This window comes from Polynucleobacter sp. UB-Tiil-W10 (genome assembly GCF_018881605.1).
GTDB lineage: Bacteria > Pseudomonadota > Gammaproteobacteria > Burkholderiales > Burkholderiaceae > Polynucleobacter.
Genome location: NZ_JACVPZ010000001.1, coordinates 1,552,455 through 1,579,173, shown reverse-complemented (window position 1 = coordinate 1,579,173; position 26,719 = coordinate 1,552,455). Strand labels below are relative to the sequence as shown.

Here is a 26,719-nt window from a genome sequence, read left to right as displayed (position 1 = left end):
TGAAAAACCGCCCAAAGGCGGCATTTCTTTAAATCGGTAATGAATACTCATTAATGACTATGCGCATTTTTGAGAGCTGCCTCACCCGATTCCTTAGCGTTGGGTAGGATCAATCGCCGTAATTTGCTCAGTGAATATAGTGGTGTCGATTTTCTTACCACCAAGCCATGCTCCTATAACTTTCTCGATAATCTCTTTAGGCTTCACAGCGGCAATAAATTGAGAAATCATGGTGCGGTTGAATTTTTTTACAGGAAATCTCTCTGATAGTTATTGTTCCGATTTATGCCATTGACCAGCCATTTATATAGTCTTCCTTAACCCTAAATAGCTTTAATATAGGGCTCTTAACTAAAAGCTCTCAACATACCCTGACTACCCAATTGAATCCCGCCTTACTCAAAGACTCGAGCAAGAAATCCAAAGCAATTAGCCTTTTTTCAGCTACCGCCCTAGGTATTGGGGGGATGATGGGTGCTGGGCTGTTTTCCCTTTTAGGCACTGCCAGTGCTCATGCGGGATCTCATATTCCTTTGGCCTTTTTACTGGGCGCCGTTGCTGCCTCATTTTCGGTTTACTCTTATGCCAAATTAGGCGCCACTTTTCCTAGCAGTGGAGGTGCCGCCACATTCACAGTAATGAGCTTTGGGCCAGGGGTAATTTCGGGCGGCCTCAATATATTTCAATACATCGCTTATCTGATTGCTGCTGCGCTTTATGCCGCAGGTTTTTCTGAATATGCCAACACCCTATTTGGCGGAAATTTATCTCCACTGGAAGTAAAAATAGTTGGTGCTGGCATAGTCATTCTTTGCGCCGGCATTAACTTGCTAGGCACCGATATTGTTGGCAAAGCAGAAATGTTAGCGATTGGCTTTGTAACACTTGCTCTGTTACTGTTTTCTGTCGAAGGCATTCATGTTGCCAATGTTGAGACATTTCATTTTTCTAGCTGGTCTCTGAATGGCATCGCGATTGCCACTGGTATCTTGTACATCAACTATCAAGGCTTTGGGGTGGTAACCAACTCCTCAAATGCGATGCACGAGCCCCAAAAAGAGTTGCCACTTGCCATGTTCTCTGCGCTCATTTTGGTAACGATCGCTTATGTACTGGTTAGCACCGCAGCAATACTTCTGCTTTCCCCTGCTCAAATGTCGCTTTACAGCGGCCACGTATTGGCTGAGGCAGCCCAAATCGTTGCAGGTAAAACAGGCTTTGTTGTCATTGGGGCGTCCGCCCTCTTGGCCTGTGCCGCCGCACTCAATGCCACCATCTTTGCCGCCTCGAATATTGCAGCAGACATGACAAGGAAAAGCTCCGTTTCCAAAGCTCTGAGTGAGTCTGTTTTAAAAACACAGTTGCGTGCATTAACCATCTCCGCACTCCTGGTAATTGCTTTGGTATTGGCATTCCCGCTAGATGTAGTTGGCAAAATGGCTAGCCTTGCCTTTTTATTGGTATATGCAGCAATTACCTATGGGCATATTCGAGTGCGTAAGCAAACTGGTGCAAAGTTATGGCCTCTCTGGACGGCCATTATTATTAACTTGAGCTTGTTTACGACGCTGCTTTTGAATGTAATTGAAAGTGCACCAGGCAGCGCAATTGCGCTGGGCTGCGCCTTAATTGGGTCCTTTGCACTAGAGGCAACTTCCCGTAAATTTCTGAGAAGGAAATTAGAGCCCCATTGAGCGGTGCAAGATTTTTGATTTCATCTCCACCCAAAGACCTTCAAAGTCATCGATCTTATTTTCAGAAATCTGAACTGGTTCAAATAGGCCGCCAAAAATAATAGAGCCCTTCTTAACCAATGTCTTTTCAAACTCACCAAGACCAATAGGCTTATCCTCAATGTCCCTTGTGAGCTCCGCTGAACAGACAATCGCATCCGTGTCGTCGCGGTCGATCACTGCAAACTCAATAAACTGTTGATTCTTTTCAACGATTACTAAAGTTCCGCGGGCATAGCAAACTGCCTCATGCGCTTGCACAATATAAGCAAGAAACTGATTTGCCTCTTCATCTTTCTCAAAAGGGAGATCATCAATAAAAAAGAGATATTGGTCGCCTTCACCGTCTACTAAGGTAAATACCTTTGGCACTACGCCATGACCCAAAGCTAAGTTACGGTAATAACTAGAAATTTCAACAGCAAGATTTTCGGCAAATAAGTGCATAGCGGTTCAAGGGAGATGATTATTGATTAATGTATTTCTGTAAAAATTTTAGCGTACGCTCCCAAGCCAGCTGAGCTGCTTCAGCGTTGTACTTCAGAGGCGGTAAGTCCCGCGAATCTGCTTTAGGGTTTGCAAAGGCATGCTTTGTATCGTAGCGATGAAATTCATAATTCACGCCTGCTGCTTTGAGCTTTTCCTCCAACTGATCCACTCCTGAAATCGGGAAAAATTCATCATGCAAGGCCCAATGTCCAAGCATCGGCTTAGTAATAGCTTCAGCATTAACGTATTCAAGAGGCGGGTTACCGTACCAGACGATAGCGCCGTCTAACTCTGGCACATTGCAGGCGGCCAATACGGTTAACGCACCGCCCATACAGAATCCAGTAACTGCAACTTTCGCGCTGCCAGTTGCCTTCAAATATTGAACGGCACCCCGAATATCTTGACCAGCGGCATCCCCAAAATTGAGATCACCCATTAAATGTTCAGCTTCATTAGCCTCGAGAGCCAACTTACCGCGGTATAAATCAGGAACCAGCGCACGATACCCTGCTTTAGCTAGGCGATCGGCCACGGCCTTAACCTCTTCATCAAGACCCCACCACTCCTGAATGACAACTACTCCAGGGGCATTCGCTTTATCACGTGGCTCAGCTAAATAACCATTCAATGCCTGTCCATCAGGTCTTTTAAATTCAATCATGAGATCTCCTTATGCTTTTTTCGTATCGTTATGAATATATCCTACCAGCCAGAATGTCAGTAACCCACAAATAACTGCGCCGTAGCCAACCAAGTTGTAATGCTCCATCTTTCCGTCTGGTGCAATAGTGACGACTAGGCCTGCCAAAACAGATGCAATTCCAGAGGCTAGCATCTGAGTTGAGCCTACTAGACTCATAAAGGTTCCCCGGATCTTTGGCTCCACGAGCTGGCTCACAATAGCCATAGCCGGGATCATACGCCCTGAAATCAAGATAAAAAATGATGTGGAGTTAATCAACACAACCCAAAGGGGAACCGGTTCAAGATTAGTTGTTACTATCAGCGGAATTAAGCTAACAATCGCCAGAACTCTAAACACTCTAACCTTGCCATATTTATCAGCCATTTGACCTATCAACCTTGAGCTCATCAAAGTAGCAATACCACCACATAGGTAAATTAAAGAAATATAGGAGTTAGCAACGCCGACATTAGAGGTGAGATACAGGGCAATATAGGGAATCACTGAGAATCCGGTGATCATAATTAGTCCCATAAACATAAAAGCGCGTGCATGTTTGTGGGCAATCAGAATGTCATAGATTTGCCTAAAGCGACTACCCTCCTGGACGTGATGTAAATGTCCAGAAATTTTAGGGATAAAGCGATATCCAACAAACAAAATCAATATAGAGATGAGGCCAATAAACATGAAAGGAGCACGCCAGCCTAGAAAGCTAATGTGGTTTGCTAAGAACAAACTTAAAGGCACGCCAGCGACTGTTGAAACTGAGAAAGCGGCCATGACCGTACCCAGCGCTTTCCCTCTGCGTTCAAAAGGAATGGAGTCGGCAACAATCGTCTGCACTAATGACCCTAAGATGCCTCCGAAAGCACCTGCGCAGGCACGCGCGATAAATAGCATGTGATAGTTTTGGGCAAACCCACAGGCTATGGTTGCAATAATGAAGCAAACATACAAACGCAGAAGCAATTGCCTGCGCTCAAATCGATCGATGTAATAGGTGGCAAATACGCCTGCAATCGCAGCCGCAAAAGTATAAGAAGATAGCAATAAACCAAATTGATGCGTATTGATCGATAAAGCGCTAATGAACTGAGGCCCAAGCGGCATCATGATCATAAAATCCAGAATGTGGGTGAACTGAATGCCAGCCAAGGAAAGCAAAAAGAATCTCTCTTGCTGAGGGGTGCGAACTAAATTCAATGTAGACTCAACAGTGCAAATGAGGGGGACAAAAGACCATTATCCTCGCTAGCGCACGGATCTGCTTTGGGGTAGGATTGTGGCTACATTGCCTACCTACCTATTGCTGAATGGAAATTATGGACTTGCCAGCTTTGTCAGACACGACAACAACCGTCTCGCTTACCTTTGTTCTGATGGATATCTTTTTTGGGGTTACGGGCTTAATCCTGATTCTCATATTCCATGGTAGCGGCTTAAATCACATGGCCATGCGTTTCGAGCGTATTACCAAGGTAAATCTAGAACGCAATCAATATGATTGGGTCTTTTTTCACTTCTACGTAGCCTTCATTATCATTGCCTTGATTCATATTTGCGAGATCTTCATTTGGGCAGCCATGCTCTTTTGGTTTAACCTAATACCTAGCGGGGTAAATGCCATTCTTTTTGCCGGGAGCTGCTATACGACTGTGGGTTTTATATCTGACATTCTTCCGTATGGATGGAAAACGGTGCCCTTCTTTATCGCCTTTTCAGGCCTTTTTTCAATCGCTTGGACTACTTCCACAATGATTGGAATGACAGGCATTTACAGACAAGCTTGGAATCTTAAATATCTGGGTCGCTATAAATAACTTTAAATAAAAACCCTAAAAACAGTCCTTTATTAGGTTAATTCAGGGTTTTTTTTAGGCAAAAGAGCGTGTTTTCCAGAAGTTAAGAAACTGCCTTAAGTTTTGATGTAATAGCCATAAACACATCGATTTCCACCTCTAGAGGGGTCATGAGTATCGTAAATGACACCATTCACTATTGCAGTCAAATGCTTAGAAACCCTCACAATTAAGACTCCTGAAGGCAGCTCATCTAACCTTAAATGAACTTGGCAGCCAGCGCCTATTTTCATCGTAGGCACCCATCGAAAACCCAAGCCAAGAATGTAGTCATGAAAGACATTGCGATGATTGCCGTTTCTAGGAGATGAGCCTTTGGCATTAAGTCTTTTAGAAAGTCGATCATTTCTGAGTTGGGCGTAACTCTCATTTGCAAGTCTGAGCTGCTCATAGACCTGCAGATACGGCAACCTAGCCGCAATGGCGATTGACCTCACAACACAGTCACCTGCGCCACCCTTAAAGCCAGCGGTCTCCCTACCCCCATCGTGATATTGAAATGGGAAGTTAGAGGGTGCTTTAGAGAATGGGTTTAGAAATCCGAACATTTGCTGATGACCAATAAAAAATGGATTTGCTGATTGGGCAAATCCATTCTTATTTAGGGTGTTGGCTAAATTACTTAGCGTGCGCCTTCTTTACCTCTAAACGCCAAGCATGCAACAAAGGCTCTGTATAACCATTTGGCTGCTCAAGACCTTTGAAAATCAAGTCGCTAGCAGCTTTATAGGCATACGAATCTTTGTAGTTAGGCATCATTGGCTGGTACAAAGCATCACCAGCATTTTGACCGTCAACTACTTTAGCCATACGCTGCAATGATTCGTTCACTTGGTCAGCGCTAACAATATCGTTGAGCAACCAGTTTGCAATGTGCTGACTGGAGATACGCAAAGTTGCGCGGTCTTCCATTAAGCCTACGTTATGAATGTCAGGCACTTTAGAGCAACCAACACCTTGATCAATCCAGCGAACCACATAACCCAAGATACCTTGGCAGTTGTTATCCAATTCTTGCTGAATCTCTTCTTTAGACCAGTTTGCCTTCTCAACTACCGGAATAGTCAATAAATCATTGATCAATGCTTCAGCTTCGGCAGCAGTATCGAGCTTTTCCATTTCCTTCTGGAGCTCTGCTACGTTTACTTGATGGTAGTGCAGCGCGTGTAAGGTAGCTGCTGTTGGTGATGGTACCCAAGCAGTATTAGCACCAGCTTTTGGGTGAACAATCTTTTGCTCAACCATGGCTTTCATCATGTCTGGCATTGCCCACATACCTTTACCGATTTGAGCGCGACCACGTAAGCCACAATCCAAACCTGCAAATACGTTGCGACGCTCATAAGCGGATAACCACTTGCTGGTTTTCATATCACCTTTGCGCATCATTGGACCTGCATACATCGCAGTGTGCATTTCATCGCCTGTACGATCTAGGAAGCCAGTGTTAATAAAGGCTACGCGCGCACCTGCAGCAGCAATAGCCGCCTTAATGTTGGCACTCATACGACGCTCTTCATCCATGATGCCAAGTTTGACAGTATCCGCTGGCAAGCCGAGCAATTTCTCAACGCGACCAAAGAGTTCGCCAGCAAAAGCCACTTCTTCTGGGCTGTGCATTTTTGGTTTGACGATATAAACAGAGCCCTTGCGAGTATTACCAATGGTTTGGCTTGCTGGACGATTGATGTCATACAAAGCAATCAACACTGTCACTACCGCATCTAAGATACCTTCGTAGATCTCTTTACCTTCACCAGTAATGATGGCTGGGTTAGTCATCAAATGGCCAACGTTGCGAAGGAACAAGAGTGAACGGCCATGCAAGGTAACGATGCCGTCTTTTGCATCAACAGCGCCGATACCGGCCTTGTACTTACGATCTGGATTTAGAGTGCGAGTAATCGTCTTATCGCCCTTCTTCACTTCTTCAACCAATGTGCCTTTGAGAATGCCGAGCCAATTTTCATAGGCAAGAACCTTGTCATCGCCATCAACTGCAGCAATAGAGTCTTCTAAGTCCAAAATGGTAGAAAGTGCTGCCTCAAGGACAACATCATTGATGCCGGCAGGATCACTTGCACCAATAGTTTTGCTCTTATTGATTTCAATATCAATATGAACACCGTTATTGCGCAACAAGATAGAGCTTGGAGCCGCAGCATCGCCTTGGTAACCAACGAATTGCTTCTCATCAGCCAAGCCAGTTGATGTGCCGTCTTTTAACTTTACTGACAGCTTATTACCGTCTACTGTGTAAGCCACTGAATCACGGTGCGAACCTTTAGCCAATGGCGCAGCTTGATCCAAGAAATTACGGGCATAAGCAACTACCTTAGCACCACGAATAGGGTTATACGCGCCAGTCTTTGTAGCGCCATCTTCTTCAGATAGCACATCCGTACCATAAAGGGCGTCGTACAAAGAACCCCAACGAGCATTAGCCGCATTTAATGCATAACGTGCATTGAGTACTGGAACAACTAATTGAGGGCCAGCCTGCAGAGCCAACTCGTCATCTACGTTTTTAGTTGTCGCAGTAATTTTTCCTGGAACATCTACCAAGTAATCAATCTCTTTGAGAAACTGGCGATATGCAGGCATATCTTTGATTGGGCCTGGATTGGCTTGATGCCATTTATCCAAATCCAATTGAATGCGATCACGCTTTGCGAGCAATGCATCATTTTTTGGAGTTAAGTCTTTAACGATCTCATCAAAGCCCTTCCAAAAATCAACACTCTTAATGCCAGTACCTGGAAGTACTTTGTCTTCAATAAATCGATATAAAGGGGTTGCCACTTGGAGGCTATTGCAGGTAGTGCGCGCAGTCATGTTGTTATCTTCTTAAGCAAAAGTTAATAAATAGGTTTGGTTTATAAATTCTTAAATATTTTCCATCAATCCTGGAATGGATGCTGGAGGAGGATGGTTTCATCGCGCTCTGGGCCTGTAGACACCATAGCGATAGGCTTACCAGCAACTTCCTCAATACGGCGCAGGAATTTTTGCGCCTCAGCAGGCAATTTGTCCCACTCACGGATACCGAAGGTTGTACCCTTCCAACCCGGAAAATCTTCATAAATAGGTTCGCAACGGGCTACGGATTCTGCGCCGCGTGGCAATACATCCAACTTCATACCGTCAAGGTTGTAACCAACGCATAAACGAATCGTTTCAAAACCATCCAAAACGTCCAGCTTGGTAATGCAAAGACCAGATAATCCATTGATCTGAATTGAGCGCTTCAATGCAGCAGCATCTAACCAGCCGGTACGACGCGGGCGTCCTGTTACAGAGCCAAACTCTTTGCCAACTTCAGCCAAACGTACGCCAATCGGATCCTGCTTTGCAGGATTGTCATGATCGTAGAGTTCGCTTGGGAAAGGACCAGCACCAACGCGTGTGCAATAAGCTTTAGTAATGCCCAAAATGTATTGCAATGAGTCTGGTCCAACACCTGAGCCGGCAGCGGCATTGCCTGCTACGCAGTTACTGGAAGTGACATACGGATAGGTACCGTGATCAATATCGAGCAATGTTCCCTGCGCACCTTCGAATAACAAATTCTGACCAGATTGCTCAGCAGTGTACAAAGCGCTAGAGACATCCACCACCATTGGTTTAAGACGCTCTGCGTAAGACATTGCCTCAGCTAATGTCTTTTCATAACTCACTGGCTCAGCGCCATAGTAATTGGTGAGCATGAAATTGTGATATTCCAAGTTCTCACGTAACTGTTCCGCAAATTTTTCTGGGTAGAACAAATCTTGAACGCGCAATGCACGACGAGCAACTTTGTCTTCGTATGCAGGCCCAATTCCACGACCTGTAGTGCCAATCTTGGCTTCGCCACGTTTCTTCTCACGGGCATGATCAATCGCAACGTGATAAGGCAGAATTAAAGTCGTCGCCTCTGAGATCTTCAAGCGAGATTGAACATCTAAACCAGCAGACTCAAGTTCACCGATTTCTTTAAAGAGGGCCTCTGGCGACAGCACTACGCCGTTACCGATGTAGCAGATCACATTTTTATGCATGATTCCAGAAGGAATCAAACGCAGAATTGTCTTCTTGTCGCCGATGATGAGAGTATGGCCTGCATTGTGACCGCCCTGAAAGCGAACCACTGCTTGGGCATGATCAGTCAACCAATCAACTACCTTACCTTTGCCTTCATCACCCCACTGAGTGCCAATGACAACTACGTTACGACCTTTAGTTTGCTGCTTTGAAGACATAATGAAATCCAAAAAGATAATTACAAAATAAGTGAACTGCTTGATGCCTAATTTATTGCTTTACTTCTGTTTTACATCCCAAGAGTTGCCCTGTTTGACCAACTCCCGATCACATTCATATTCTGCAGCTTCTACTGCCGTACCTGCTGGAATTTGTATCACTACCTCACCCTGACTTCTCAGAGTTGCGATCACCTTGCTTAATTCAGCATCATCAATCCAAGGAGCCAAGATAGCCAACTTGCGAGTATTCAATGGCGATAAATTGGCTAGGGTTAATAGATCCAAAGAAAAGCCTGTTGCAGGACGCGAACGACCAAAGGCTTGACCTACGTGGTCATAACGACCCCCTCTGGCAATCGGTTGCGGCAATTGATCAACGTACGCGGCAAACATAACACCACTGTGATACTGGTAACCACGCAGATCAGCCAAATCAATACTGAGCTCTAAATTAGTAGACAACTTTGCTGCAGCAGAAACTAAACGCTCAAGATCCGCCAAAGCTTGATCAACCGCTGCATGCTGAGGCAATACTTTCTTAGCGTTTGCCAATACTTCAGAACAAGGGCCATTCAATTCAGTCAATGCCATCAGCGCTTGAGCGATATTTGCAGGCAAGCAGCTTGCCCATTGACTTAGGCGAGGACGATCTTTACTTTGAAGTAAGCCATATAACACTTCAATAGTTTCTTTATCTAAATTCTGACCATCTAAGATACCCTCCAAAATGCCGGCATGCGACAAATCTAGGTAGACCTTCTCTAACCCAGCAACAGACAGTGTTTTGAGCAATAAGGTAATCGCCTCAAAATCGGCTTCCCAGGTTGCACAACCGTAAATCTCTGCACCAAGTTGTAATTCTTCGCGCGCTGAGCTACCAACAGGAGTGCGAGCATGCGCAACAGAGCCGGCATAACAAAGACGGGTGACACCAGCACGATTTAAGAGGTGTGCATCAATACGAGCCACTTGGGGAGTCATATCGGCACGCAAACCTAATGTACGGCCAGATAACTGATCTACCAGCTTAAATGTTTGAAGATTGAGATCCGAGCCGGTACCGGTCAATAAAGAATCCAAGAACTCTAGAATTGGAGGCGCAACTAATTCATAGCCATAAGACTGATACAGGTCCAAGACGGCACGACGCAAAGACTCAACCTTGCGAGCCTCGGCAGGCAAAACATCTGCAATATCTTCAGGAAGTAACCAGCGATTCATGATGTGAACTATTTGCTTTCTTATTTTTTGTGCAAGAACTTAAAGAACTCACCATTCGGCTCAACCACCATGATGTCTTTCTTATCCTTGAAAGAACTTCTATAGGCCTCTAAGCTTTGATAGAACTGAGCAAATTGGGGATCGCGCCCAAAGGCCTCGGCATAGAGTGCAGTAGCTTTAGCATCGCCTGCACCCTTAATTTTTTGCGCATCCCGATAGGCTTCCGCCAAGATCGTGTCACGTTGACGCTCTGCGTTCGCACGAATCTTGTCAGACTCTGCGGCGCCCATTGATCGCAATTCATTTGCAACGCGTTTACGCTCTGCTTCCATACGGCGATAAACAGAATCGCTAATTTCCGCTAGAAGATCAACGCGCTTTAAGCGAACGTCTACGATTTCTACGCCGATATCAGATGCATCATCGGCGACCTTCTTGCGAATACCCTGCATGACTTCTTCACGCTGATCAGAAATCAATTCACGCACAGTACGTTTAGTGAATTCCTCATTGAGAGCTGAGCGTACCAATTGCGTCAAGCGGTCTTGCGCCAAACGCTCATCACCTTTAAAGCTAATAAAGAACTTACGTGGATCAACAATCCGCCACTTCACATAAGAATCTACTAATAAGTTTTTCTTTTCAGCAGTAATGAAACGCTCTGCTTCTGGATTATCAATTGTCAGTATGCGACGATCAAAAAAACGGACGCTCTCAAATGGGGCTGGAAGCTTTACTTGAATTCCTGGCGCTTCAATCACGCGAACAATCTGCCCAAATGAAAACACCACAGCAAACTTGCGCTGATCCACAACAAAAATACTGGAAGACAGCACATATATCAGTGCAATAAAGCCAATACCCGCAGCAATTAAACGATTGGCGTTCATTATCTGGACTCCCTATCACGACTACGGAGGCCATCACGTTTATCTACCGCGCTATTTGTTGCTGGCGTTAATGGAGTAGCACCAGAAGAAGAGCTTGTAGGATTTGTATTTGTCCCAGTTGCCCCACCCACCGTTACGCTACCAGTTGGAGTGCTTGTCCCAGATGAAGTGGTTTGCCCACTAGCCGCTTGAGAACTTTCAGCATTTACTTGCGCAACAATCTTGTCGAGTGGGAGATATAGCAAGCTATTACTCTTGGTGGTATCAACTAAGATCTTTGTGACGTTGTTATACATCTCGCGCATGCTATCGATGTACATGCGATCACGAGTAACTTGAGGCGCCTTAGCGTATTCAACCAAGATCTGCTTAAAGCGCGTGGCATCACCCTCAGCAGTAGCAACTACACGGGCTTTATAGCCCTCAGCTTCTTGGATAAGACGTGCGGCAGTACCTTTGGCGCGCGGAATAATATCGTTGGCATAAGCTTGACCTTCACTCTTCAAACGCTCTTGGTCTTGTCCTGCTTTCACCGCATCATCAAAAGCAGCTTGAACTTGCTCGGGTGGCTGAACATTTTGTACGGTCACGCTAGTGACGTAAATGCCCGTTTTATAACTGTCCAAAATCTTCTGTATGGAATTGGCTAAATCAATGCCAATCTTTTCACGACCTTCATACAGCACAGTATCCATCTTGCTACGCGCAACGATTTCACGCACTGCCGTTTCAGCAGCTTGAACTACTGCTGCATCTGGATCACGGTTATTGAATAAATAATCGGTAGGATCTTTCAGGCGATATTGCACAGCAAAGCGCACGTCGATAATGTTTTCATCCTCAGTCAGCATTGAGGAATCTTTTTGATTGGTTGCCTTGATTAATACAGGACGCCCTACTTCAACAGAACGCACTCCTGACAAGTTCACCGTCTCTTCGGACTGAATTGGCCAAGGCATACGCCAGTTAATGCCTGGCTTAGCGGTGTAGTCATACTTACCAAAAGTGAGGACAACGCCGGCTTGACCTTCTTGAATAATGAAGAAGCCACTGCATACCCACATCAAAAACACAGCTGCTCCAACAATCAGAAAGCTTGCCTTAGAGCCAAACGGATTGCTGAAATTAAAGTTAGGCGTATTGATGCCGCCATTGTTACCGCCATTGCCGCGTTGGGATGGCGGAGGAATGTCGCCGCTATTGGGTTTGCTCGCTGGCTTACTAGCAGGACTACCGGTTGCACCTGGATTTTTCTTACCGCCAAAGATGCCAGCAATTCTGTCATTGAAATCGCGCCATAACTCATCGAGATCTGGTGGACCATCTGGTTTATTGACCGGATTCGTTGGTTGATTTGTGGGTTGACTACCTGGCTGAGTCTCTACAGGTTTATTTGTTTCAGAATCTGATTTTGGAGCTTGCTCGCCTCCCTGCCCGTCTTTGGCATCTTTAGATCCAGCGGAATTGTGGCTATTGCCCCATCCTGGATCATTAACCGAAAAAAGGTCTAGAAATTTACGCGTCATTAGAAAAATAGCTTCGGTTGGCAATCGGATTAAATTCAGATGTTTCTGGTCGTTCGGGTAAGGGTTCTAAAAACTCATCCGGGGCCAATTGCTTCTTGGCACGGTTGTGCTCGACCCTTATTCTATCAGTCATTTGAGAGCATTCGGCCAGGGCCGAGCGAAGTAAATCAAGGCCTAAGCCCGTCTTGGCCGACAGGAAAACCTGGCTTGGAAAGCCCTGTCCATCACGCTCTAAAACAGCCCCACGGTTGAAGGTTTGGGGCATCTGGTCGATCTTATTCATCACCTCGATCCTAGGAATGTCATCGGCGCCAATTTCCTCCAAAACAGCCTCAACCTCTGCCTTTTGCTCCCTAGCAACAGGGCTGCAGGCATCGATAACATGCAAAATAAGGTCGGCATGGATGGTTTCATCCAAAGTTGCCCTAAATGCCTCTACTAACTGGTGAGGCAAATCCCGGATAAATCCCACGGTATCAGAGACCACAATCGACCCAACTCCCTCTAAATGCACCTTTCTGGAAGTGGTATCTAGGGTGGCAAAAAGCTGGTCAGCGGCATATGTCCCTGCTTTAGTTAGGGCATTAAATAAGGTCGATTTACCAGCATTGGTGTAACCAACCAAGGAGACTGAAAACACATCTTTACGATGGCGAGCCCTTCTTTGGGTTCTCTGTTGACGCTGTAATTTTTCTAATTCATTTTCTAAGCGTTTCGCTTTGGTGGCCAACATGCGTCGATCCAGCTCCATCTGGGTTTCACCAGGGCCGCCACGCACACCAATACCACCACGCTGTCGCTCTAAGTGACTCCAGGCCCTGACCAAGCGAGACATGCGATAACGCACTTGCGCAAGTTCAACTTGCGTCTTACCAATATGACTTTGCGCTCTTTGACTAAAGATATCCAAAATCAAACCCGTGCGATCCATCACATGAAATCCAATGTGACGTTCTAAATTGCGTTGCTGAGTTGGGGAGAGCGGATGATTGAAGATGGCAAGTTCAGCGCCCTGCTCCTCCATTACTCTCTTGAGTTCATTAGCCTTACCTGAGCCAATAAATAAGGCGGGATCCGTTTTGCCTTTGCGTGCAATAACACTAGCTGCAGGAATAGAGCCGGCGCTATCAGCCAAAAGACTGAGTTCAGCCATACTATCTGCAAAATCTTCGCGTCCTGTATCGACCCCAACCAGAACGGCGCGTGCCGCATCTACTCCAGTTTTATACAGGGCTAGCTTCTTCCAAACGGAAATCAATCGCACGAGCGGGAACGATCGTAGAGATTGCATGTTTGTAAACCATCTGCGTCACTGTATTGCGCAAGAGCACGACATATTGATCAAATGATTCAATATTGCCCTGCAACTTAATACCGTTTACAAGATAGATCGAAACAGGAACATGCTCTTTGCGTAAGGCATTGAGGAAAGGATCCTGAAGTAATTGAATTTGTTTGGGGTTGCTATTACTCATACTGCTCCTTAATTATCTTTTGTTAACTACTTTTTTGGGAGTCTTGCTTTTTTTAATTAATATCAATCTTCAAATCTTCACTACAAAACATTTAATACAAACTGTTCATCCCAGCGGGACATCCAACCTTCTATATTGGGCTGATTTTCAAAAAAATCAAGCCCCTTTTGGCACGAAAGCTTAGCCCAAATTAGCGCTTTTTGCCTTTTTTACCTTTATCGGCATCGACATAGGGGTTTTTGGCTGTATTCATCTGAATACGCAAAGGTGTACCGCGTAATTTAAAGACGTCCCTAAAGCGACCTTCTAAGTATCGCTTGTAGCTATCTGTCACTCCACTCAAGGATGTGCCATGAATGACCACAATTGGGGGATTCATGCCCCCTTGGTGGGCATAACGTAATTTTGGACGACCCATACCAACCCGTTTGGGCTGCTGATGCTCGATTGCCTCTTGCAAGATGCGGGTTAAACGGGGAGTTGGCAGCTTAGCCATTGCTGCAGCATAGGCCAAATCCACATCCTTAAAGAGCTCCTTTAGACCAGTACCTTTTTTAGCGGAGATTGGATGAACGTTTGCAAAATCGAGAAAGCGCAGCTTTTGTGCGATCTCTAAACGAGCACGCTCTTTTACATAAGCATCCAAGCCATCCCACTTGTTGACTGCAACCACTAATGCGCGGCCAGCCTCCACAATAAATCCAGCGATGTGGGCGTCTTGCTCAGAAATATCTTGCTGCGCATCCAACATCAAGATCACCACGTTGCAGTCGGCAATCGCTTGCAATGTTTTTACTACTGAGAACTTCTCAATAGCTTCAAATACTTTTCCACGGCGACGCAAACCTGCAGTGTCAACCAAAATATAAGGCTTGCCATTACGCTCAAAGGGAACTTCGATGGCATCACGAGTAGTACCAGGCATATCAAATGCAATGACACGCTCTTCGCCAATCAACTTATTGATCAACGTAGATTTACCAACGTTTGGACGACCCACTACTGCAATTTTCATTGGGCGATTTGGATCGTTAATTAATTCCTCGTCATCGGGCTCTGCAATTCCAAGTGAATCTAACGCGTCATCAAGCAAACCGCGCACGCCATCGCCATGCGCAGAAGAGATTGGGAATGGCTCACCTAAGCCAAGCTCATGAAAGTCCGCGGTAACAACTCCAGCCTGCATACCTTCAGTTTTATTAACTGCCAGAATGACTGGTCTACCCGTCTTGCGCAAGAAATCCGCAATCACGCGATCTTGTGGTGCCATACCTAGACGACCATCGACCAAGAAAATCACGATGTCAGATTCAGCAACAGCTTGCTTAGTTTGCTTAGCCATTTCAGCAACAATGCCGGTCTTTGCAACTGGCTCAAAACCCCCAGTGTCTACGCAAATAAATGCGCGCTCACCAATGCGGCCTTTGCCATAGTGACGATCTCTCGTTAGGCCAGAAAAGTCAGCCACCAATGCATCGCGTGAACGCGTTAAGCGATTAAAGAGAGTCGACTTGCCCACATTGGGACGACCTACGATAGTGATGACTGGATTCATTTTGGACTGTACGCCGCTATTTTTCCACCTTGAGACTGAACCAAGATGAGGCCACCTACCGCAATGGGGGCAGCCGAGATTGGACTACTGTCGTGACGAATACGCGCAACCATCTCACCATTCGCCTGTGAAAATGCATGGATATAGCCTTGGGCATCACCCATCAATAAAACCTTACCTATCGCAAGCGACTCACCTACATCACGAAATGTCAGTTGAGTATTTTCCCAAACTTGGGTGCCGTCTTTCGTTGCAAAAGCAGTGACATAGGATTTTTCATTTGCTGCAAAAACCATATCCGTGCTTTGTGAAGTACCTGTGTAGCTTGAAAAATCCTTAAACCACAAGAGACTTCCAGTGCGGGCTTGACCACAACCAATACGTCCCTGATAAGAAACTGCACAGAGAATATCGCCTTCTAAGCTTGGTTTAGCAGTGACATCATTCAAGCGCTCAATTTCTGAGAAACCTTTAGGGAAGGACACCGGCGTCTCCCAAACTAAACCACCATTGGCAATCGCAATCATGCCAAAACGCCCGCCCGCAAAACCAGTCACGATCACTTCATTATTGATGGCCAACATGCCGTAGCCGACACGCAAGGATAAGGCAGACTGTTGACGCTGATAGGTCCATTTACGTGCACCGGTTTGCGCATCCAATCCAACAAAACGATTGTCAAGAGCGCGAACAATGACTACACCGCCCGCAACTACGGGCTCACTTAAGACTTCGCTACCGACGCTGACATTCCAGATTGGCTTACCAGCATCGTCGTAGGCATAGACCATACCTTTGGTAGTAACAGCAACAGTAGTGCGGCCGTCGGAACCAGGACCAACCGACAAACGTTCTGGTACGGATGCTTCCCAAACTTTATTGCCCGATGCCAAATCAATCTTGGCTAGATTTCCACGATGAGAGGCTACATATACTGCATCCCCAGCAACGATGGGATGAAAGTTAAAAGATTCGGATGAACCAATACTGGTTGACCAGACAGGCTGCAAATCAAATTGATTTGTCACCGCACCCAGTTCGGCGGGCTTTCTTACTCTAGAGCTCCCAGAGCAAGCAGCTAAAGCAATTACCACGGCACCCAATACCAAGGCAGTGCCTATGCGCATCGGCAAACGCTTCATCTCTTTAGTCATCACTGAGCAACTCCTCCAACAGCGTCTAATTTAACCTTTAAGAGACGACGCGCCTCTTCAGGGAATTCTTTTGCCTGGTCTAATTTTTTCCAGGCTTCTTGATAACTTGCTTTAGCTTCAGCATTTTTCTTTTGCACCAAATACCAGTCGCCACGACGCTCAAGCCACAAAGATTCGAAACCAGCAATAGGCTTCTCTTTCAATATTTGATCGGCTTCAGCAAAATCCTTTTCACCACCCTGCTCAATGAGTTGAGTTACTAGGCGTAATTTTGCCAATGCGAGATAACCATCATTTGAAGCATTCTTTGCTGCCCAGCGTAAATAATCTAAGGCCTTAGCACCATCACCTGCATCAGATGCAATACGAGCGGCAATCAAACTCGACATTGCTGCATACGGAGTGCGTCCAAAATCTTTTTGCAAATCATCGGCTGCGCGCAAGGTTTGATCTTTATCGCCTTTAGCAATAGCGCTCACCATCGTTTCATAAAGCTTAGAAGCCTCCAGTGCTTGGCTGTTACGCCACCATTGATACCCACTAAAGGCGACATAGGTCAATAAGACGGCAGTCACTACTCCGGTAATGAGGTTGCGATACTTCTGCCAAAACGCTTTGAATTGGTCTAATTGTTCTTGTTCTTCTAGATCTAAAGGCATGTCAATCCAAACTCATTTATAGGTAATTAATGGTGTATTAGCTTAATTCTATTCGGAGGCGCCAACCAGGGCATCAATTACAGCCCCCAAGACATCATCCAAAGGAATGGATTTCTGTTCACCGGTGCCACGTAAGTCCTTGAGTCCAGCCTCATTTTTAGCAAATTCATCAGGGCCAATAATGACCGCAAAGGCTGCCCCGCTGCTATCCGCTTTCTTCATTTGTGACTTAAAGCTAGCCGATTGACCATCTGGAGGGCAGAAAAGAATGGTGTCAATGCCTGCACTACGAAGGCGCTCGGCGATGATCATGGCAGCAGTTAACGTCTCGCCACCTTGATGCAAAACAAAGATATCGCATTGAGCCTGAGCTTCGGGCAAGGAGCCAGAAACTTTCATCAATTCAAGTACGCGCTCCATACCCATCGCCCAACCACAGGCAGGCGCTGGTTTACCGCCCATGCGCTCGATCAATGGGTCATAACGTCCACCCCCAGCAATCGTTCCCTGAGCACCTAGCTCGTCAGTCACCCACTCAAATACAGTAAGGTTGTAGTAATCCAAACCACGCACTAAACGAGGATTGATTTTGCAAGGAATGTTATTTGCCTTGATTAAAGCTTGCACTGCATTAAAGTGCTTAAGCGACTCTTCACCCAAAAAATCCAATAATTTTGGTGCGCCTTCAATTAATGACTGCATCTCTGGATTTTTAGAATCCAAGATCCGTAATGGATTACTAATGAGACGACGCTGAGAATCTTCGTCAAGCTGCTCTTGATGCTTTTCGAAATAAGTTACTAAAGCTGCGCGGTGTTCGCCGCGCTCAGGAGCTTGACCCAAAGAGTTTATTTCTAGGCGCACGCCCTTTAAGCCCAACTCATCCCACAGGCGTTGACCCATCAGGATGATTTCTGCATCGATATCCGGCCCAGCGAAGCCTAAAGCCTCAATACCAAACTGGTGAAACTGGCGATAGCGACCACGTTGTGGGCGCTCATGACGAAACATCGGACCGGTATACCAAAGACGCTTGGGCCCCTCGTAGAGCAAATTGTTCTCAATCACAGAACGTACTAATGCAGCAGTTCCTTCAGGACGCAGAGTAAGTTGCTCGCCATTTAAGCGATCTTCAAAGGAGTACATCTCCTTTTCCACAATGTCGGTAACCTCGCCAATGCCACGCTGAAACACAGCCGTTGCTTCGACAATCGGTGTTCTCAAAAATTCGTAGCCATAAGCACGCGTTAGATCACGTAAAACATGCTCAAGATGCGCCCACTGCGCAGCCTCTGCTGGCAGCAAATCATTCATACCGCGTACGCCATTAATTTTCTGCGTTTTTTGTACTTTGGCTTGCTTATTCTGGTCAGTCATTTTTATTCTTGTTCTAACTTGGCTTTATTCAACTTTTGCTGCGTAGTTTTGCTTGACGTACTCATCAACAATCACCTGAAACTCTTCGGCAATTTTCTCACCGCGCAGCGTTTTTACTTTAACTCCGTCAACAAAGACTGGTGCAGCTGGGGTTTCGCCTGTTCCCGGCAATGAAATACCAATATTGGCATGCTTACTTTCGCCCGGGCCATTCACGATACAACCCATCACGGCCACGTTCATATTCTCAACTCCGGGATGGGTTTTCTTCCAAATCGGCATTTGTTGACGCAAATAAGACTGGATATTCGCCGCTAACTCCTGGAAGGTCGTGCTGGTGGTTCTGCCGCAACCAGGACAAGCAATCACCATTGGCGTGAAATTACGTAAGCCCATGGTTTGCAATATTTCTTGAGCGACGATCACTTCGTTTTCACGAGGAGCGCCTGGATCGGGCGTCAATGAAACGCGAATCGTATCGCCAATACCTTCTTGCAACAAAATGCCCATGGCTGCAGTTGATGAGACGATACCTTTACTTCCCATGCCTGCTTCTGTTAATCCTAAGTGCAATGGATAGTCTGAGCGTCGAGAAAGGTCACGATAAACCGCAACCAAGTCTTGAACATTGCTGACCTTGCAAGAAAGCAAAATTTGATCAGGATTCATACCTAACTCAACCGCTTTTTCTGCTGACTGCAATGCCGACTGAATCAAAGCTTCAATCATCACTTCTTGCGCAGTTTTTGGCTGCGCTAATGCTGCATTGCTGTCCATAATGGAAGCGAGTAGATCTTGATCTAAGCTACCCCAGTTCACACCAATGCGAATAGCCTTATCGTACTTACATGCGGCTTCAATCATTTGCGCAAATTGTGGATCGCGCTTAGCGCCCTTACCCACGTTGCCTGGATTAATACGGTACTTCGAGAGCGCTTTAGCGCACTCTGGAAAATCATTTAATAAAGTATGTCCGTTGTAGTGGAAGTCGCCAATCAGAGGCACCAAGACATCCATCTTATCGAGCTGTTCACGAATATAAGGAACTGCAGCGGCTGCCTCTGGTGTGTTGACGGTAATGCGCACCATCTCAGAACCAGCGCGAGCCAATTCTTTTACTTGTATCGCTGTACCCACAGCATCAGCTGTGTCGGTGTTGGTCATTGACTGCACCCGCACTGGCGCATCTCCACCAACGGTGATGATGTTGGTTTTCCAAGCAACCGTTGCTTGTCGCGTTGCACGCTTAGGTGATGGACCTAGCGGAAGTGGTGGTAAAGAATTATCAGAGCGCATGAGGATCTATTAGTTGAGTTCTCATCTTTTACTTTAATTTTTTGAGCCACTCAATGGGGTGCTCGTTGGGTCCCAAATCGGATCCCTCATCAGACTCAAGCTCTGTGAGTTCGATCTCAGCATGATGAACGGCACGTTCACGAACTCGCGTGCGATCGACCACATCTCCTGCCAATTGACCACAAGCCGCAGCAATATCATCGCCACGCGTCTTGCGCACTGTCGCTACCATGCCTGCATCCAACAAGATGCCAGCAAACGCATTTACGCGCTGGGCTGATGAGCGCTTAAGGCCAGATTCTGGAAATGGGTTAAATGGAATGAGATTGATCTTGCACTTAATGTTTCTCAGTAAACGCACTAGCTCTTTAGCCTGAATATCAGAATCATTAACTCCATCAAGCATGCAATATTCAAAGGTCAAAAAATCTCTTGGTGCAAATGGCAAGTAACGCTCGCAGGCGTCAAGCAATTCTCGTAACGGATATTTCTGATTGAGCGGGACCAATTGATCACGCAAGGCATCATTTGGCGCATGCAAGGATACAGCTAGCGCTACTGGGCAATCTTGTGCAAGGCGATCAATCATCGGCACCACTCCCGATGTAGAAACCGTGACACGACGACGGGATAAACCATACGCCCTATCGTCGAGCATTAAGCGCAATGCAGAAACCACATTGTCGTAATTGAGTAAAGGCTCGCCCATACCCATCATCACCACATTAGAAATCACGCGACCAGTATGTTCCCAGCCTGGCGTTGGAAACTTTTCTATTCTGCGAACAGCTTCAGGATCGTTACGCAAAAGATGCTCAGCAAACCAAAGTTGCCCGATGATTTCACCGGAAGTCAGATTGCGTGAGAAGCCCTGATGACCTGTTGAGCAAAAGCGGCAATTGACCGCGCAGCCTGCCTGAGAAGAGATACACAAAGTACCTCTATCGTCCTCAGGAATAAAAACGGACTCAACCGCATTACCAGCGCCCACATCTAGCAACCACTTGCGGGTGCCATCTGCGGCATGCTCATCTTTGATAACGGGGAGAGAAAGTACTTCTGCTTTGTCTAGCAAAGTCGCTCTAAAGCTTTTTGCTAAATCACTCATGTCATTAATGTTTGCTACACCGCGTTGGTGTATCCACTGCATGAGTTGCTTCGCCCTAAAGGGCTTTTCATTCAACCCCGCGACATACGCCGCCATTTGGTCAGCGTCAAAATCTAAGAGATTTACGCGCGGGGAGGTCAATGCGCCTACTTATAAATTAAATAGCTTATTCGTCAGCAATCGTCAATTAACGATTGAAAACATTCATGCCAGGGAAGAAGAAAGCAACTTCCACAGCAGCTGTTTCAGGAGCGTCAGAACCGTGTACTGCGTTTGCATCGATGCTGTCAGCAAAGTCAGCACGGATTGTGCCTTTGTCTGCCTTCTTAGGATCAGTAGCGCCCATCAAGTCACGATTCTTAGCAATAGCGCCTTCGCCTTGCAATACTTGAATCATTACAGGACCAGAAATCATGAAGCTTACTAAGTCCTTGAAGAAAGGACGATCTTTATGAACGCCGTAGAACTGCTCAGCCTCAACTTGTGAGAGATGCGCCATTCTGGAAGCAACAATCTTCAAACCAGCAGATTCAAAACGGTCATAGATTTTGCCGATGACGTTTTTAGCGACAGCATCAGGTTTGATAATAGAAAGGGTGCGTTCAATTGCCATTCAAGACTCCAATAGTGATTTCAAAGGTATTTGCTAGGTAAGGTTAATAAACCACCCCACTCCAGCGACCCCCGAATTATACATTGCTTGACCGTATTTACCCCTATGCCTGTAGGGCTAAGCCCTTGAATTTACAGGGCATAAGCCTTTAATTTGTAGGTCTTTCATTTGGGGGCTTGAAATTGGGGCGTTTTGTCTATACTTACTGTCAACAGCCCTCCATGGGCTCTTGTAATAACAATGAAAAAGAAGGAGTCAATATGAGTGATCTGAACTCTTACGGCTTTGGCCAAACCGGCTCAATTAGCACCGGCCAGGTACGCAACCGCGTACTGCGCAACACTTATGCCCTCTTAGCCCTGTCCATGGTTCCAACCGTTATTGGTGCCTGGCTCGGAGTTGCGATGGGTCTTAACCTATTCTCTGGCAGCCCATTTATTGGCTTTATGGTGTTTATGGCTGTTGCCTTTGGCTTCTTCTGGGCAATTGAGAAGAATAAAGATACCGGCGTAGGTGTACTCCTGCTCTTGGGCTTTACCTTCTTCATGGGCATCATGATGTCTCGCCTAGTTGGCTACACATTGAATAGCTACAGCAACGGCGCCACTCTCATCATGCTGTCCTTTGGCGGCACCGCTGCCATATTTGCCACCATGGCAACGATTGCTACTGTAAGCAAAAGTGATTTTGCTGGCATGGGCAAATGGTTGATGGTCGGTGTACTGCTCTTGATTGTTGCTTCTGTAGCAAACATCTGGTTACAGTTACCTGCCTTGATGTTGACTGTGATGGTTCTTGCAATTGCCATCTTCTCAGCCTTTATTTTGGTTGATGTACAACGCGTTATTAATGGCGGCGAGACCAACTACATCATGGCTACATTAGCGATTTACTTAGACGTCTATAACGTCTTTACCAACTTACTCGCCCTCTTGGGTATTGTTGGCGGCAATAGGGATTAAAAATCTCGTTTTACTCCCATGAATAAAGGCGCTCAAGGCGCCTTTATTCTTATGGATCTTCCCCAAGGTATTAGTTTGCGGTTAAATCATCACACCATGCGAAGTAGGTATTAATCCATTGGCTAAATGGACCTTCACTAGCCCGTCCGGAGCCGCAGCCCACTAATTTATTTTGACTAATGTCGTATACGCCAGAGCCACCCTTATAGGCAATTTGCAATTTCTTCCCATCGGCAGAAATCGTCCCGATTTCATAAGCTTTATAAGTAGGATTTTGATACATGAACTCAACACTTTGACCGTCTTGTTTCAATATCGTTAAAGTGCCAACAAAAGTTTGCGTCTGTCTTTTGGGATTCTTTTGTGATGCGTTGATTGAGGTTTCAACAGTATTACCACTATAGACTTTTGCTAGAGTCGGGATGGTTTGCGCATTGACGACAAAACTGATGCTTAGGCCTAGTGCTAGGCCGAAGATGGATTTCATAAAATACCTTTATGTGAACTAAATATAAGTAGTTAGTTTTATCACATAGAGATATGAATACTGGCGAATCTCAGTAGAGATTGATGCTTATCCCAAGTTAATTTGCTACAAGCATGCTTACAGCGTAAGACAGTGCCATCAAAATTAATAAGATGGCAAAACTATCTGAGGCTTTCATGATGCGCTCCCGAAGGTAAAAAGGTTTGGCAGCCATACATCACTGCACAACTTCAATCTACTCTTCTATAAGACCTGCACTTAGACCAATTGCACCGCGAATTTGCCAAATGCACTAATTGAGGGCAATAATTAAGGGGATGCCTCTAAATCAAGGGCTTATGGGTCTGTTGACGATCAAATACCGCCATAGATTCAACATGAGAGGTGTGGGGAAACATATTAATGATCCCTGCACTGCTTAAGGTGTATCCCGCCTGATGGCATAGGATCTCCACATCTCTAGCTAAGGTTTTGGGATTACAGGAAACATAAACAATGCGCTGCGGTAGTAGATCACTTTGCTGCAAATGTAGCTCTGCTAATGCCTTACAAATCTCCATCGCACCTTCACGCGGAGGATCCATTAACCAGCGCTCCGCCTTAGCCCACGATGCAATTGTTTCTGTTGTTACTAGAAACAAATCACTTTGCATGAAGCTGGCTTTATCCACCAGTCCGTTATGTTCTGCATTCGCTTTCGCTCGAGTCGTCAAACTCTCTAAACCTTCAATCCCTAAAACTTGCTCTGCTTTTCTAGCAAGTGGGAGCGTGAAATTACCAATTCCGCAAAATAAATCCAGGACACGATCAGTTGATTTCACATCCAACAAACGAATCGCCCTACTCACTAATGCGCGATTCATCATGTGATTGACTTGGGTGAAATCAGCAGGCTTAAATGGCATCTCAATTTCAAATTCAGGAAGGCGATAGCAAAGCTTGCCGGTCTCTGGATAAAAAGGAGCTACGGTCTCAATGCCTTTGGGCTGCAACCATACCCAAACCTGATGTTGATCTGCAAAAGCCCGCAGCAACCGCTCATCTTCTGGAGTTAAAGGCTTAAGATTTCGAAACACTAAAGCCGTTACTGGCCTTGATTTTGTAGGATCATCCGATTGCGCATCTTCAGGCTCACCCACTGCAATTTCAATCTGAGGCATACGATCCACGATAGATAAACCCATAACCAAGGTACGCATCTTGGGCAAAAGATCGGATACATGCTTGGGCAAAATCTCGCATGCCAACATATCCGCAACGTAGCCACTCTTGCCCTCATGAAAACCAATTAATACCGTACCCTTTTTAATCGAGCGATTCACGGCGCTTAAACGCGCGCGGTGACGATACTCCCAGGTGGGGCCACCCATCGGTCGCAAAATTTCTTCTGGCTTTACTTTGGCGATATGTTGCAAGTCATCTTCAAGGACGCGCTGTTTCATGGCTACTTGAGCACGAATATCTAAGTGCTGCATTGTGCAACCACCACATACCCCAAAGGCTTTGCACTTGGGTTCCGCCCTAAATACTGCGGGCTTGAGAATATTGCGAACTTTAGCTTTGCTAAAACGGGCTTTATCACTGGTGATAGTGTAGGTCACTAACTCTGTTGGCAGCGCACCTTTAATAAAGATCACCTTACCGCTTTGGCCTTGGGAAGCCTCTTCTTTGTTAGGAACTAAACGGGCTATCCCTTGAGCGTCTAGATCTAGGGCTTCAACTTTGATTGGCTCAGCCACTTCAATATTGACTGGCTTATCCCCTCTACGCATCTGCTGAAAAACCCTGAAGATATTCTTGCCACTGACCGCCATTCGGCTCTTTGGATTCTTTTTCGAGATAAGCTTTTACAAAATCAATTTCCTCTTGGTATTCCTCAAGAGAGAAGCCGCCACGAAGCAATTGAAAGCGGCAGTACATCAAATACGTATTGACTACATCGGTCTCGCAGTAGCGACGAATGTCGTTAATCTTGCCATCTTGATACGCAGGCCATACCTGACTGCCATCCATGCCCATCTTACCTGGGAAGCCACAGAGCTTAGCCAAACCATCTAAGGGGGCATTAGCACGTCCATTAAATTTAGCTAGCAAGTCCATCATATCGAGATGGCGCATGTGATAGCGACTGATGTAGTTGTTCCACTTAAACTCACGGCTATCAGAGTCTTGACTCTCGCCCATCTCCCAATAACGCGGGGCTTGCACATGATTTGCTAAGGCGCGATAGTGCAAAACTGGCAAATCAAAGCCACTGCCATTCCAAGAAACTAATTGAGGAGTGTACTTTTCAATCAGATCAAAGAAGGCTTGTACTAATACTTTTTCGTCATCTTGCGGAGTGCCTAGAGTACCGACTTTAATTTGAGGCAGACCCTCTTTAGTCGTTCTGCGAATCACGCAAGATATAGCAACGATCTTTTGTAGAAATAAGGGTAGAAACTCACTGCCCGTTTTAGCGGCTCGATCTGCCATGGCTTTAGCGGCCACTTCAGAATCACTCATCGCATCAGGATAGTCTTCCAGACGACGCAGTCCGTTTACATCTGGGATGGTTTCAATATCAAATACAAGAACGGTGGCCATGCGTACTTACTGCAACATCACTGCAAATACGGCGTTGGATTGACTGGTTTACCATTGACGCGTAACTCAAAATGTAATTTAGGCGATGTGGCATCTGTATCGCCCATCTCTGCAATCCTTTGACCCTTGCGCACAGAGTCACCCTCTTTAACCAAGAGCTTACTGTTGTGAGCATATGCGGTGAGATAGGTATTGTCATGTTTGACAATCACTAAATTGCCATAACCACGCAAACTATTGCCGGCATAAACTACTTTGCCATCGGATGCCGCTAGTACTGGCTCGCCAACCTTCCCTGCGATATCAATACCTTTATTGGTTTCACTGAACTCACCAGTGACCTTGCCTTTAGCGGGCCAAGATAAACGAATTCCGGGCTCAGCAACCACTTCTGTTTTTGCAGGTTCTGGAGAAGATATTGGGGTATCCGATTTATCAGCAGATGATTTTTTCTCAACCACGCGTGCTGGCTTAGATCCGCCCGGCGCTTTAATTAAAATTAAGTCATCTACCTCAATTACATTTGGGTTAAAGCTCGGGTTGGCTGCCTTATTCCACTGCACTACATCGCGTGGTGCTTGTCCGTTATCCAAGGCAATACGCGCCAAGGTGTCCCCCTTTTTCACACGATAGTACCCAGGAGGCGTAGGCTCGCTTGAGCCTGCAGTTCGATCGGTAACACTGGCAGGCTTGGTGCGAGGTACGGAACACCCCGCTAGCAACACCAGCGATGTGGATATCAGTGCAATTAGGAAAGTCTTGAATAGGTGTGGCATTAAATTGGGTTCTGAATT

Annotated in this window: 26 protein-coding genes; 3 read left to right on the top strand and 23 right to left on the bottom strand. The window is 46.0% G+C overall.

Annotated elements, in window-relative coordinates:
- Positions 1–93: 93 nt before the first annotated feature.
- Positions 94–231, bottom strand: coding sequence for a hypothetical protein (locus ICN33_RS08120; protein WP_216196088.1), 138 nt, complete (start codon positions 229–231; stop codon positions 94–96).
- A 152-nt stretch (positions 232–383) separates the two neighbouring features.
- Between ICN33_RS08120 and ICN33_RS08115 the strand changes: the two genes are divergently transcribed.
- A complete protein-coding gene (locus tag ICN33_RS08115) occupies positions 384–1,694 on the top strand; it encodes an APC family permease (protein ID WP_216196086.1) in 1,311 nt (436 codons plus the stop codon).
- On the opposite strand, the gene ICN33_RS08110 is transcribed toward ICN33_RS08115, so the two are convergent.
- Genes ICN33_RS08110 through ICN33_RS08100 form a run of 3 tightly spaced genes read right to left on the bottom strand, consistent with a single transcriptional unit; the run spans position 1,680 to position 4,116 of the window.
- Positions 1,680–2,180, bottom strand: coding sequence for a hypothetical protein (locus ICN33_RS08110; RefSeq protein ID WP_216196084.1), 501 nt, complete (start codon positions 2,178–2,180; stop codon positions 1,680–1,682). The genes ICN33_RS08115 and ICN33_RS08110 overlap by 15 nt on opposite strands.
- A 19-nt stretch (positions 2,181–2,199) precedes the next feature.
- Positions 2,200–2,886 carry a dienelactone hydrolase family protein gene (locus ICN33_RS08105; protein ID WP_216196081.1) on the bottom strand — a complete coding sequence of 229 codons (687 nt, stop codon included), beginning with the start codon at positions 2,884–2,886 and terminating at the stop codon, positions 2,200–2,202.
- A gap of 9 nt (positions 2,887–2,895) precedes the next feature.
- Positions 2,896–4,116: an MFS transporter gene (locus ICN33_RS08100; RefSeq protein WP_216196079.1), complete on the bottom strand. Its 1,221-nt coding sequence runs from the start codon at positions 4,114–4,116 to the stop codon at positions 2,896–2,898.
- A 110-nt stretch (positions 4,117–4,226) separates the two neighbouring features.
- On the opposite strand from ICN33_RS08100, the gene ICN33_RS08095 reads away from it, so the two are divergent.
- Positions 4,227–4,733: a hypothetical protein gene (locus ICN33_RS08095; RefSeq protein WP_216196077.1), complete on the top strand. Its 507-nt coding sequence runs from the start codon at positions 4,227–4,229 to the stop codon at positions 4,731–4,733.
- A gap of 95 nt (positions 4,734–4,828) precedes the next feature.
- Here ICN33_RS08095 and ICN33_RS08090 read toward each other — a convergent pair whose 3' ends face one another.
- The 15 genes from ICN33_RS08090 to ndk all read right to left on the bottom strand — a co-directional run bounded on the left by ICN33_RS08090 (position 4,829) and on the right by ndk (position 21,890).
- Positions 4,829–5,320, bottom strand: coding sequence for a hypothetical protein (locus ICN33_RS08090; RefSeq protein ID WP_216196076.1), 492 nt, complete (start codon positions 5,318–5,320; stop codon positions 4,829–4,831).
- Positions 5,321–5,390: 70 nt separating this feature from the next.
- Positions 5,391–7,607, bottom strand: a complete 2,217-nt coding sequence (locus ICN33_RS08085) for a malate synthase G (RefSeq protein ID WP_216196074.1) — start codon at positions 7,605–7,607, stop codon at positions 5,391–5,393.
- A gap of 65 nt (positions 7,608–7,672) precedes the next feature.
- Positions 7,673–9,013, bottom strand: a complete 1,341-nt coding sequence (locus ICN33_RS08080; protein ID WP_216196072.1) for an adenylosuccinate synthase — start codon at positions 9,011–9,013, stop codon at positions 7,673–7,675.
- 60 nt (positions 9,014–9,073) lie between these two features.
- Positions 9,074–10,237 carry an ATP phosphoribosyltransferase regulatory subunit gene (locus tag ICN33_RS08075; RefSeq protein WP_216196069.1) on the bottom strand — a complete coding sequence of 388 codons (1,164 nt, stop codon included), beginning with the start codon at positions 10,235–10,237 and terminating at the stop codon, positions 9,074–9,076.
- Positions 10,238–10,257: 20 nt separating this feature from the next.
- A complete protein-coding gene (hflC, locus tag ICN33_RS08070; RefSeq protein ID WP_216196068.1) occupies positions 10,258–11,127 on the bottom strand; it encodes a protease modulator HflC in 870 nt (289 codons plus the stop codon).
- Positions 11,127–12,653, bottom strand: coding sequence for an FtsH protease activity modulator HflK (gene hflK, locus ICN33_RS08065; protein ID WP_216196066.1), 1,527 nt, complete (start codon positions 12,651–12,653; stop codon positions 11,127–11,129). The genes hflC and hflK overlap by 1 nt, the downstream gene beginning before the upstream one ends.
- Positions 12,643–13,917, bottom strand: coding sequence for a GTPase HflX (hflX, locus tag ICN33_RS08060; RefSeq protein ID WP_370623238.1), 1,275 nt, complete (start codon positions 13,915–13,917; stop codon positions 12,643–12,645). The genes hflK and hflX overlap by 11 nt, the downstream gene beginning before the upstream one ends.
- Positions 13,877–14,128 (bottom strand): RNA chaperone Hfq, encoded by a 252-nt coding sequence (gene hfq, locus ICN33_RS08055; protein ID WP_216190016.1) that lies wholly within the window; start codon positions 14,126–14,128, stop codon positions 13,877–13,879. Before hfq ends, hflX begins: the two co-directional genes overlap by 41 nt.
- A gap of 190 nt (positions 14,129–14,318) precedes the next feature.
- Positions 14,319–15,683: a ribosome biogenesis GTPase Der gene (der, locus tag ICN33_RS08050; RefSeq protein ID WP_216196064.1), complete on the bottom strand. Its 1,365-nt coding sequence runs from the start codon at positions 15,681–15,683 to the stop codon at positions 14,319–14,321.
- Positions 15,680–16,837, bottom strand: coding sequence for an outer membrane protein assembly factor BamB (gene bamB / locus ICN33_RS08045; protein WP_216196062.1), 1,158 nt, complete (start codon positions 16,835–16,837; stop codon positions 15,680–15,682). The genes der and bamB overlap by 4 nt, the downstream gene beginning before the upstream one ends.
- Positions 16,837–17,496: a tetratricopeptide repeat protein gene (locus ICN33_RS08040; protein WP_216196060.1), complete on the bottom strand. Its 660-nt coding sequence runs from the start codon at positions 17,494–17,496 to the stop codon at positions 16,837–16,839. The genes bamB and ICN33_RS08040 overlap by 1 nt, the downstream gene beginning before the upstream one ends.
- Before the next feature lie 48 nt (positions 17,497–17,544).
- Complete coding sequence (hisS, locus tag ICN33_RS08035) at positions 17,545–18,873, bottom strand: histidine--tRNA ligase (protein WP_216196058.1); 1,329 nt, start codon at positions 18,871–18,873, stop codon at positions 17,545–17,547.
- A gap of 24 nt (positions 18,874–18,897) precedes the next feature.
- Complete coding sequence (ispG, locus tag ICN33_RS08030; RefSeq protein ID WP_216196057.1) at positions 18,898–20,169, bottom strand: flavodoxin-dependent (E)-4-hydroxy-3-methylbut-2-enyl-diphosphate synthase; 1,272 nt, start codon at positions 20,167–20,169, stop codon at positions 18,898–18,900.
- A 28-nt stretch (positions 20,170–20,197) separates the two neighbouring features.
- The gene (gene rlmN / locus ICN33_RS08025) at positions 20,198–21,373 is read right to left on the bottom strand and encodes a 23S rRNA (adenine(2503)-C(2))-methyltransferase RlmN (RefSeq protein ID WP_370623252.1); all 1,176 of its coding nucleotides are present in this window, start codon (positions 21,371–21,373) and stop codon (positions 20,198–20,200) included.
- Between the two features lie 91 nt (positions 21,374–21,464).
- Positions 21,465–21,890 (bottom strand): nucleoside-diphosphate kinase, encoded by a 426-nt coding sequence (gene ndk / locus ICN33_RS08020; protein ID WP_216196054.1) that lies wholly within the window; start codon positions 21,888–21,890, stop codon positions 21,465–21,467.
- 260 nt (positions 21,891–22,150) lie between these two features.
- Between ndk and ICN33_RS08015 the strand changes: the two genes are divergently transcribed.
- On the top strand, positions 22,151–22,852 hold the full coding sequence (locus tag ICN33_RS08015; protein ID WP_216196052.1) for a Bax inhibitor-1 family protein: 702 nt from the start codon (positions 22,151–22,153) through the stop codon (positions 22,850–22,852).
- Between the two features lie 70 nt (positions 22,853–22,922).
- Here the strand turns inward: ICN33_RS08015 and ICN33_RS08010 are convergent, their stop codons facing one another.
- From ICN33_RS08010 to ICN33_RS07995, 4 genes are all read right to left on the bottom strand, one after another.
- A complete protein-coding gene (locus ICN33_RS08010; RefSeq protein WP_216196049.1) occupies positions 22,923–23,339 on the bottom strand; it encodes a hypothetical protein in 417 nt (138 codons plus the stop codon).
- Between the two features lie 323 nt (positions 23,340–23,662).
- Complete coding sequence (gene rlmD, locus ICN33_RS08005; RefSeq protein WP_216196047.1) at positions 23,663–25,111, bottom strand: 23S rRNA (uracil(1939)-C(5))-methyltransferase RlmD; 1,449 nt, start codon at positions 25,109–25,111, stop codon at positions 23,663–23,665.
- Entirely contained in the window at positions 25,104–25,925 is an 822-nt protein-coding gene (locus ICN33_RS08000; RefSeq protein WP_216196046.1) for a 3'-5' exonuclease, read from the bottom strand. Before ICN33_RS08000 ends, rlmD begins: the two co-directional genes overlap by 8 nt.
- Before the next feature lie 17 nt (positions 25,926–25,942).
- Positions 25,943–26,701: a peptidoglycan DD-metalloendopeptidase family protein gene (locus ICN33_RS07995; protein WP_216196044.1), complete on the bottom strand. Its 759-nt coding sequence runs from the start codon at positions 26,699–26,701 to the stop codon at positions 25,943–25,945.
- Between the last annotated feature and the right edge of the window lie 18 nt (positions 26,702–26,719).

Coding starts and splice junctions, on each gene's coding strand:
- ICN33_RS08120 (WP_216196088.1), bottom strand. CDS start 231: ATGATTTCTCAATTTATTGCCGCTGTGAAGCCTAAAGAGATTATCGAG.
- ICN33_RS08110 (WP_216196084.1), bottom strand. CDS start 2,180: ATGCACTTATTTGCCGAAAATCTTGCTGTTGAAATTTCTAGTTATTAC.
- ICN33_RS08105 (WP_216196081.1), bottom strand. CDS start 2,886: ATGATTGAATTTAAAAGACCTGATGGACAGGCATTGAATGGTTATTTA.
- ICN33_RS08095 (WP_216196077.1), top strand. CDS start 4,227: ATGGAAATTATGGACTTGCCAGCTTTGTCAGACACGACAACAACCGTC.
- ICN33_RS08090 (WP_216196076.1), bottom strand. CDS start 5,320: ATGTTCGGATTTCTAAACCCATTCTCTAAAGCACCCTCTAACTTCCCA.
- ICN33_RS08085 (WP_216196074.1), bottom strand. CDS start 7,607: ATGACTGCGCGCACTACCTGCAATAGCCTCCAAGTGGCAACCCCTTTA.
- ICN33_RS08080 (WP_216196072.1), bottom strand. CDS start 9,013: ATGTCTTCAAAGCAGCAAACTAAAGGTCGTAACGTAGTTGTCATTGGC.
- ICN33_RS08075 (WP_216196069.1), bottom strand. CDS start 10,237: ATGAATCGCTGGTTACTTCCTGAAGATATTGCAGATGTTTTGCCTGCC.
- hflC (WP_216196068.1), bottom strand. CDS start 11,127: ATGAACGCCAATCGTTTAATTGCTGCGGGTATTGGCTTTATTGCACTG.
- hflK (WP_216196066.1), bottom strand. CDS start 12,653: ATGACGCGTAAATTTCTAGACCTTTTTTCGGTTAATGATCCAGGATGG.
- hfq (WP_216190016.1), bottom strand. CDS start 14,128: ATGAGTAATAGCAACCCCAAACAAATTCAATTACTTCAGGATCCTTTC.
- der (WP_216196064.1), bottom strand. CDS start 15,683: ATGAATCCAGTCATCACTATCGTAGGTCGTCCCAATGTGGGCAAGTCG.
- bamB (WP_216196062.1), bottom strand. CDS start 16,837: ATGACTAAAGAGATGAAGCGTTTGCCGATGCGCATAGGCACTGCCTTG.
- ICN33_RS08040 (WP_216196060.1), bottom strand. CDS start 17,496: ATGCCTTTAGATCTAGAAGAACAAGAACAATTAGACCAATTCAAAGCG.
- hisS (WP_216196058.1), bottom strand. CDS start 18,873: ATGACTGACCAGAATAAGCAAGCCAAAGTACAAAAAACGCAGAAAATT.
- ispG (WP_216196057.1), bottom strand. CDS start 20,169: ATGCGCTCTGATAATTCTTTACCACCACTTCCGCTAGGTCCATCACCT.
- rlmN (WP_370623252.1), bottom strand. CDS start 21,373: ATGGCGGCGTATGTCGCGGGGTTGAATGAAAAGCCCTTTAGGGCGAAG.
- ndk (WP_216196054.1), bottom strand. CDS start 21,890: ATGGCAATTGAACGCACCCTTTCTATTATCAAACCTGATGCTGTCGCT.
- ICN33_RS08015 (WP_216196052.1), top strand. CDS start 22,151: ATGAGTGATCTGAACTCTTACGGCTTTGGCCAAACCGGCTCAATTAGC.
- ICN33_RS08010 (WP_216196049.1), bottom strand. CDS start 23,339: ATGAAATCCATCTTCGGCCTAGCACTAGGCCTAAGCATCAGTTTTGTC.
- rlmD (WP_216196047.1), bottom strand. CDS start 25,111: ATGCGTAGAGGGGATAAGCCAGTCAATATTGAAGTGGCTGAGCCAATC.
- ICN33_RS08000 (WP_216196046.1), bottom strand. CDS start 25,925: ATGGCCACCGTTCTTGTATTTGATATTGAAACCATCCCAGATGTAAAC.
- ICN33_RS07995 (WP_216196044.1), bottom strand. CDS start 26,701: ATGCCACACCTATTCAAGACTTTCCTAATTGCACTGATATCCACATCG.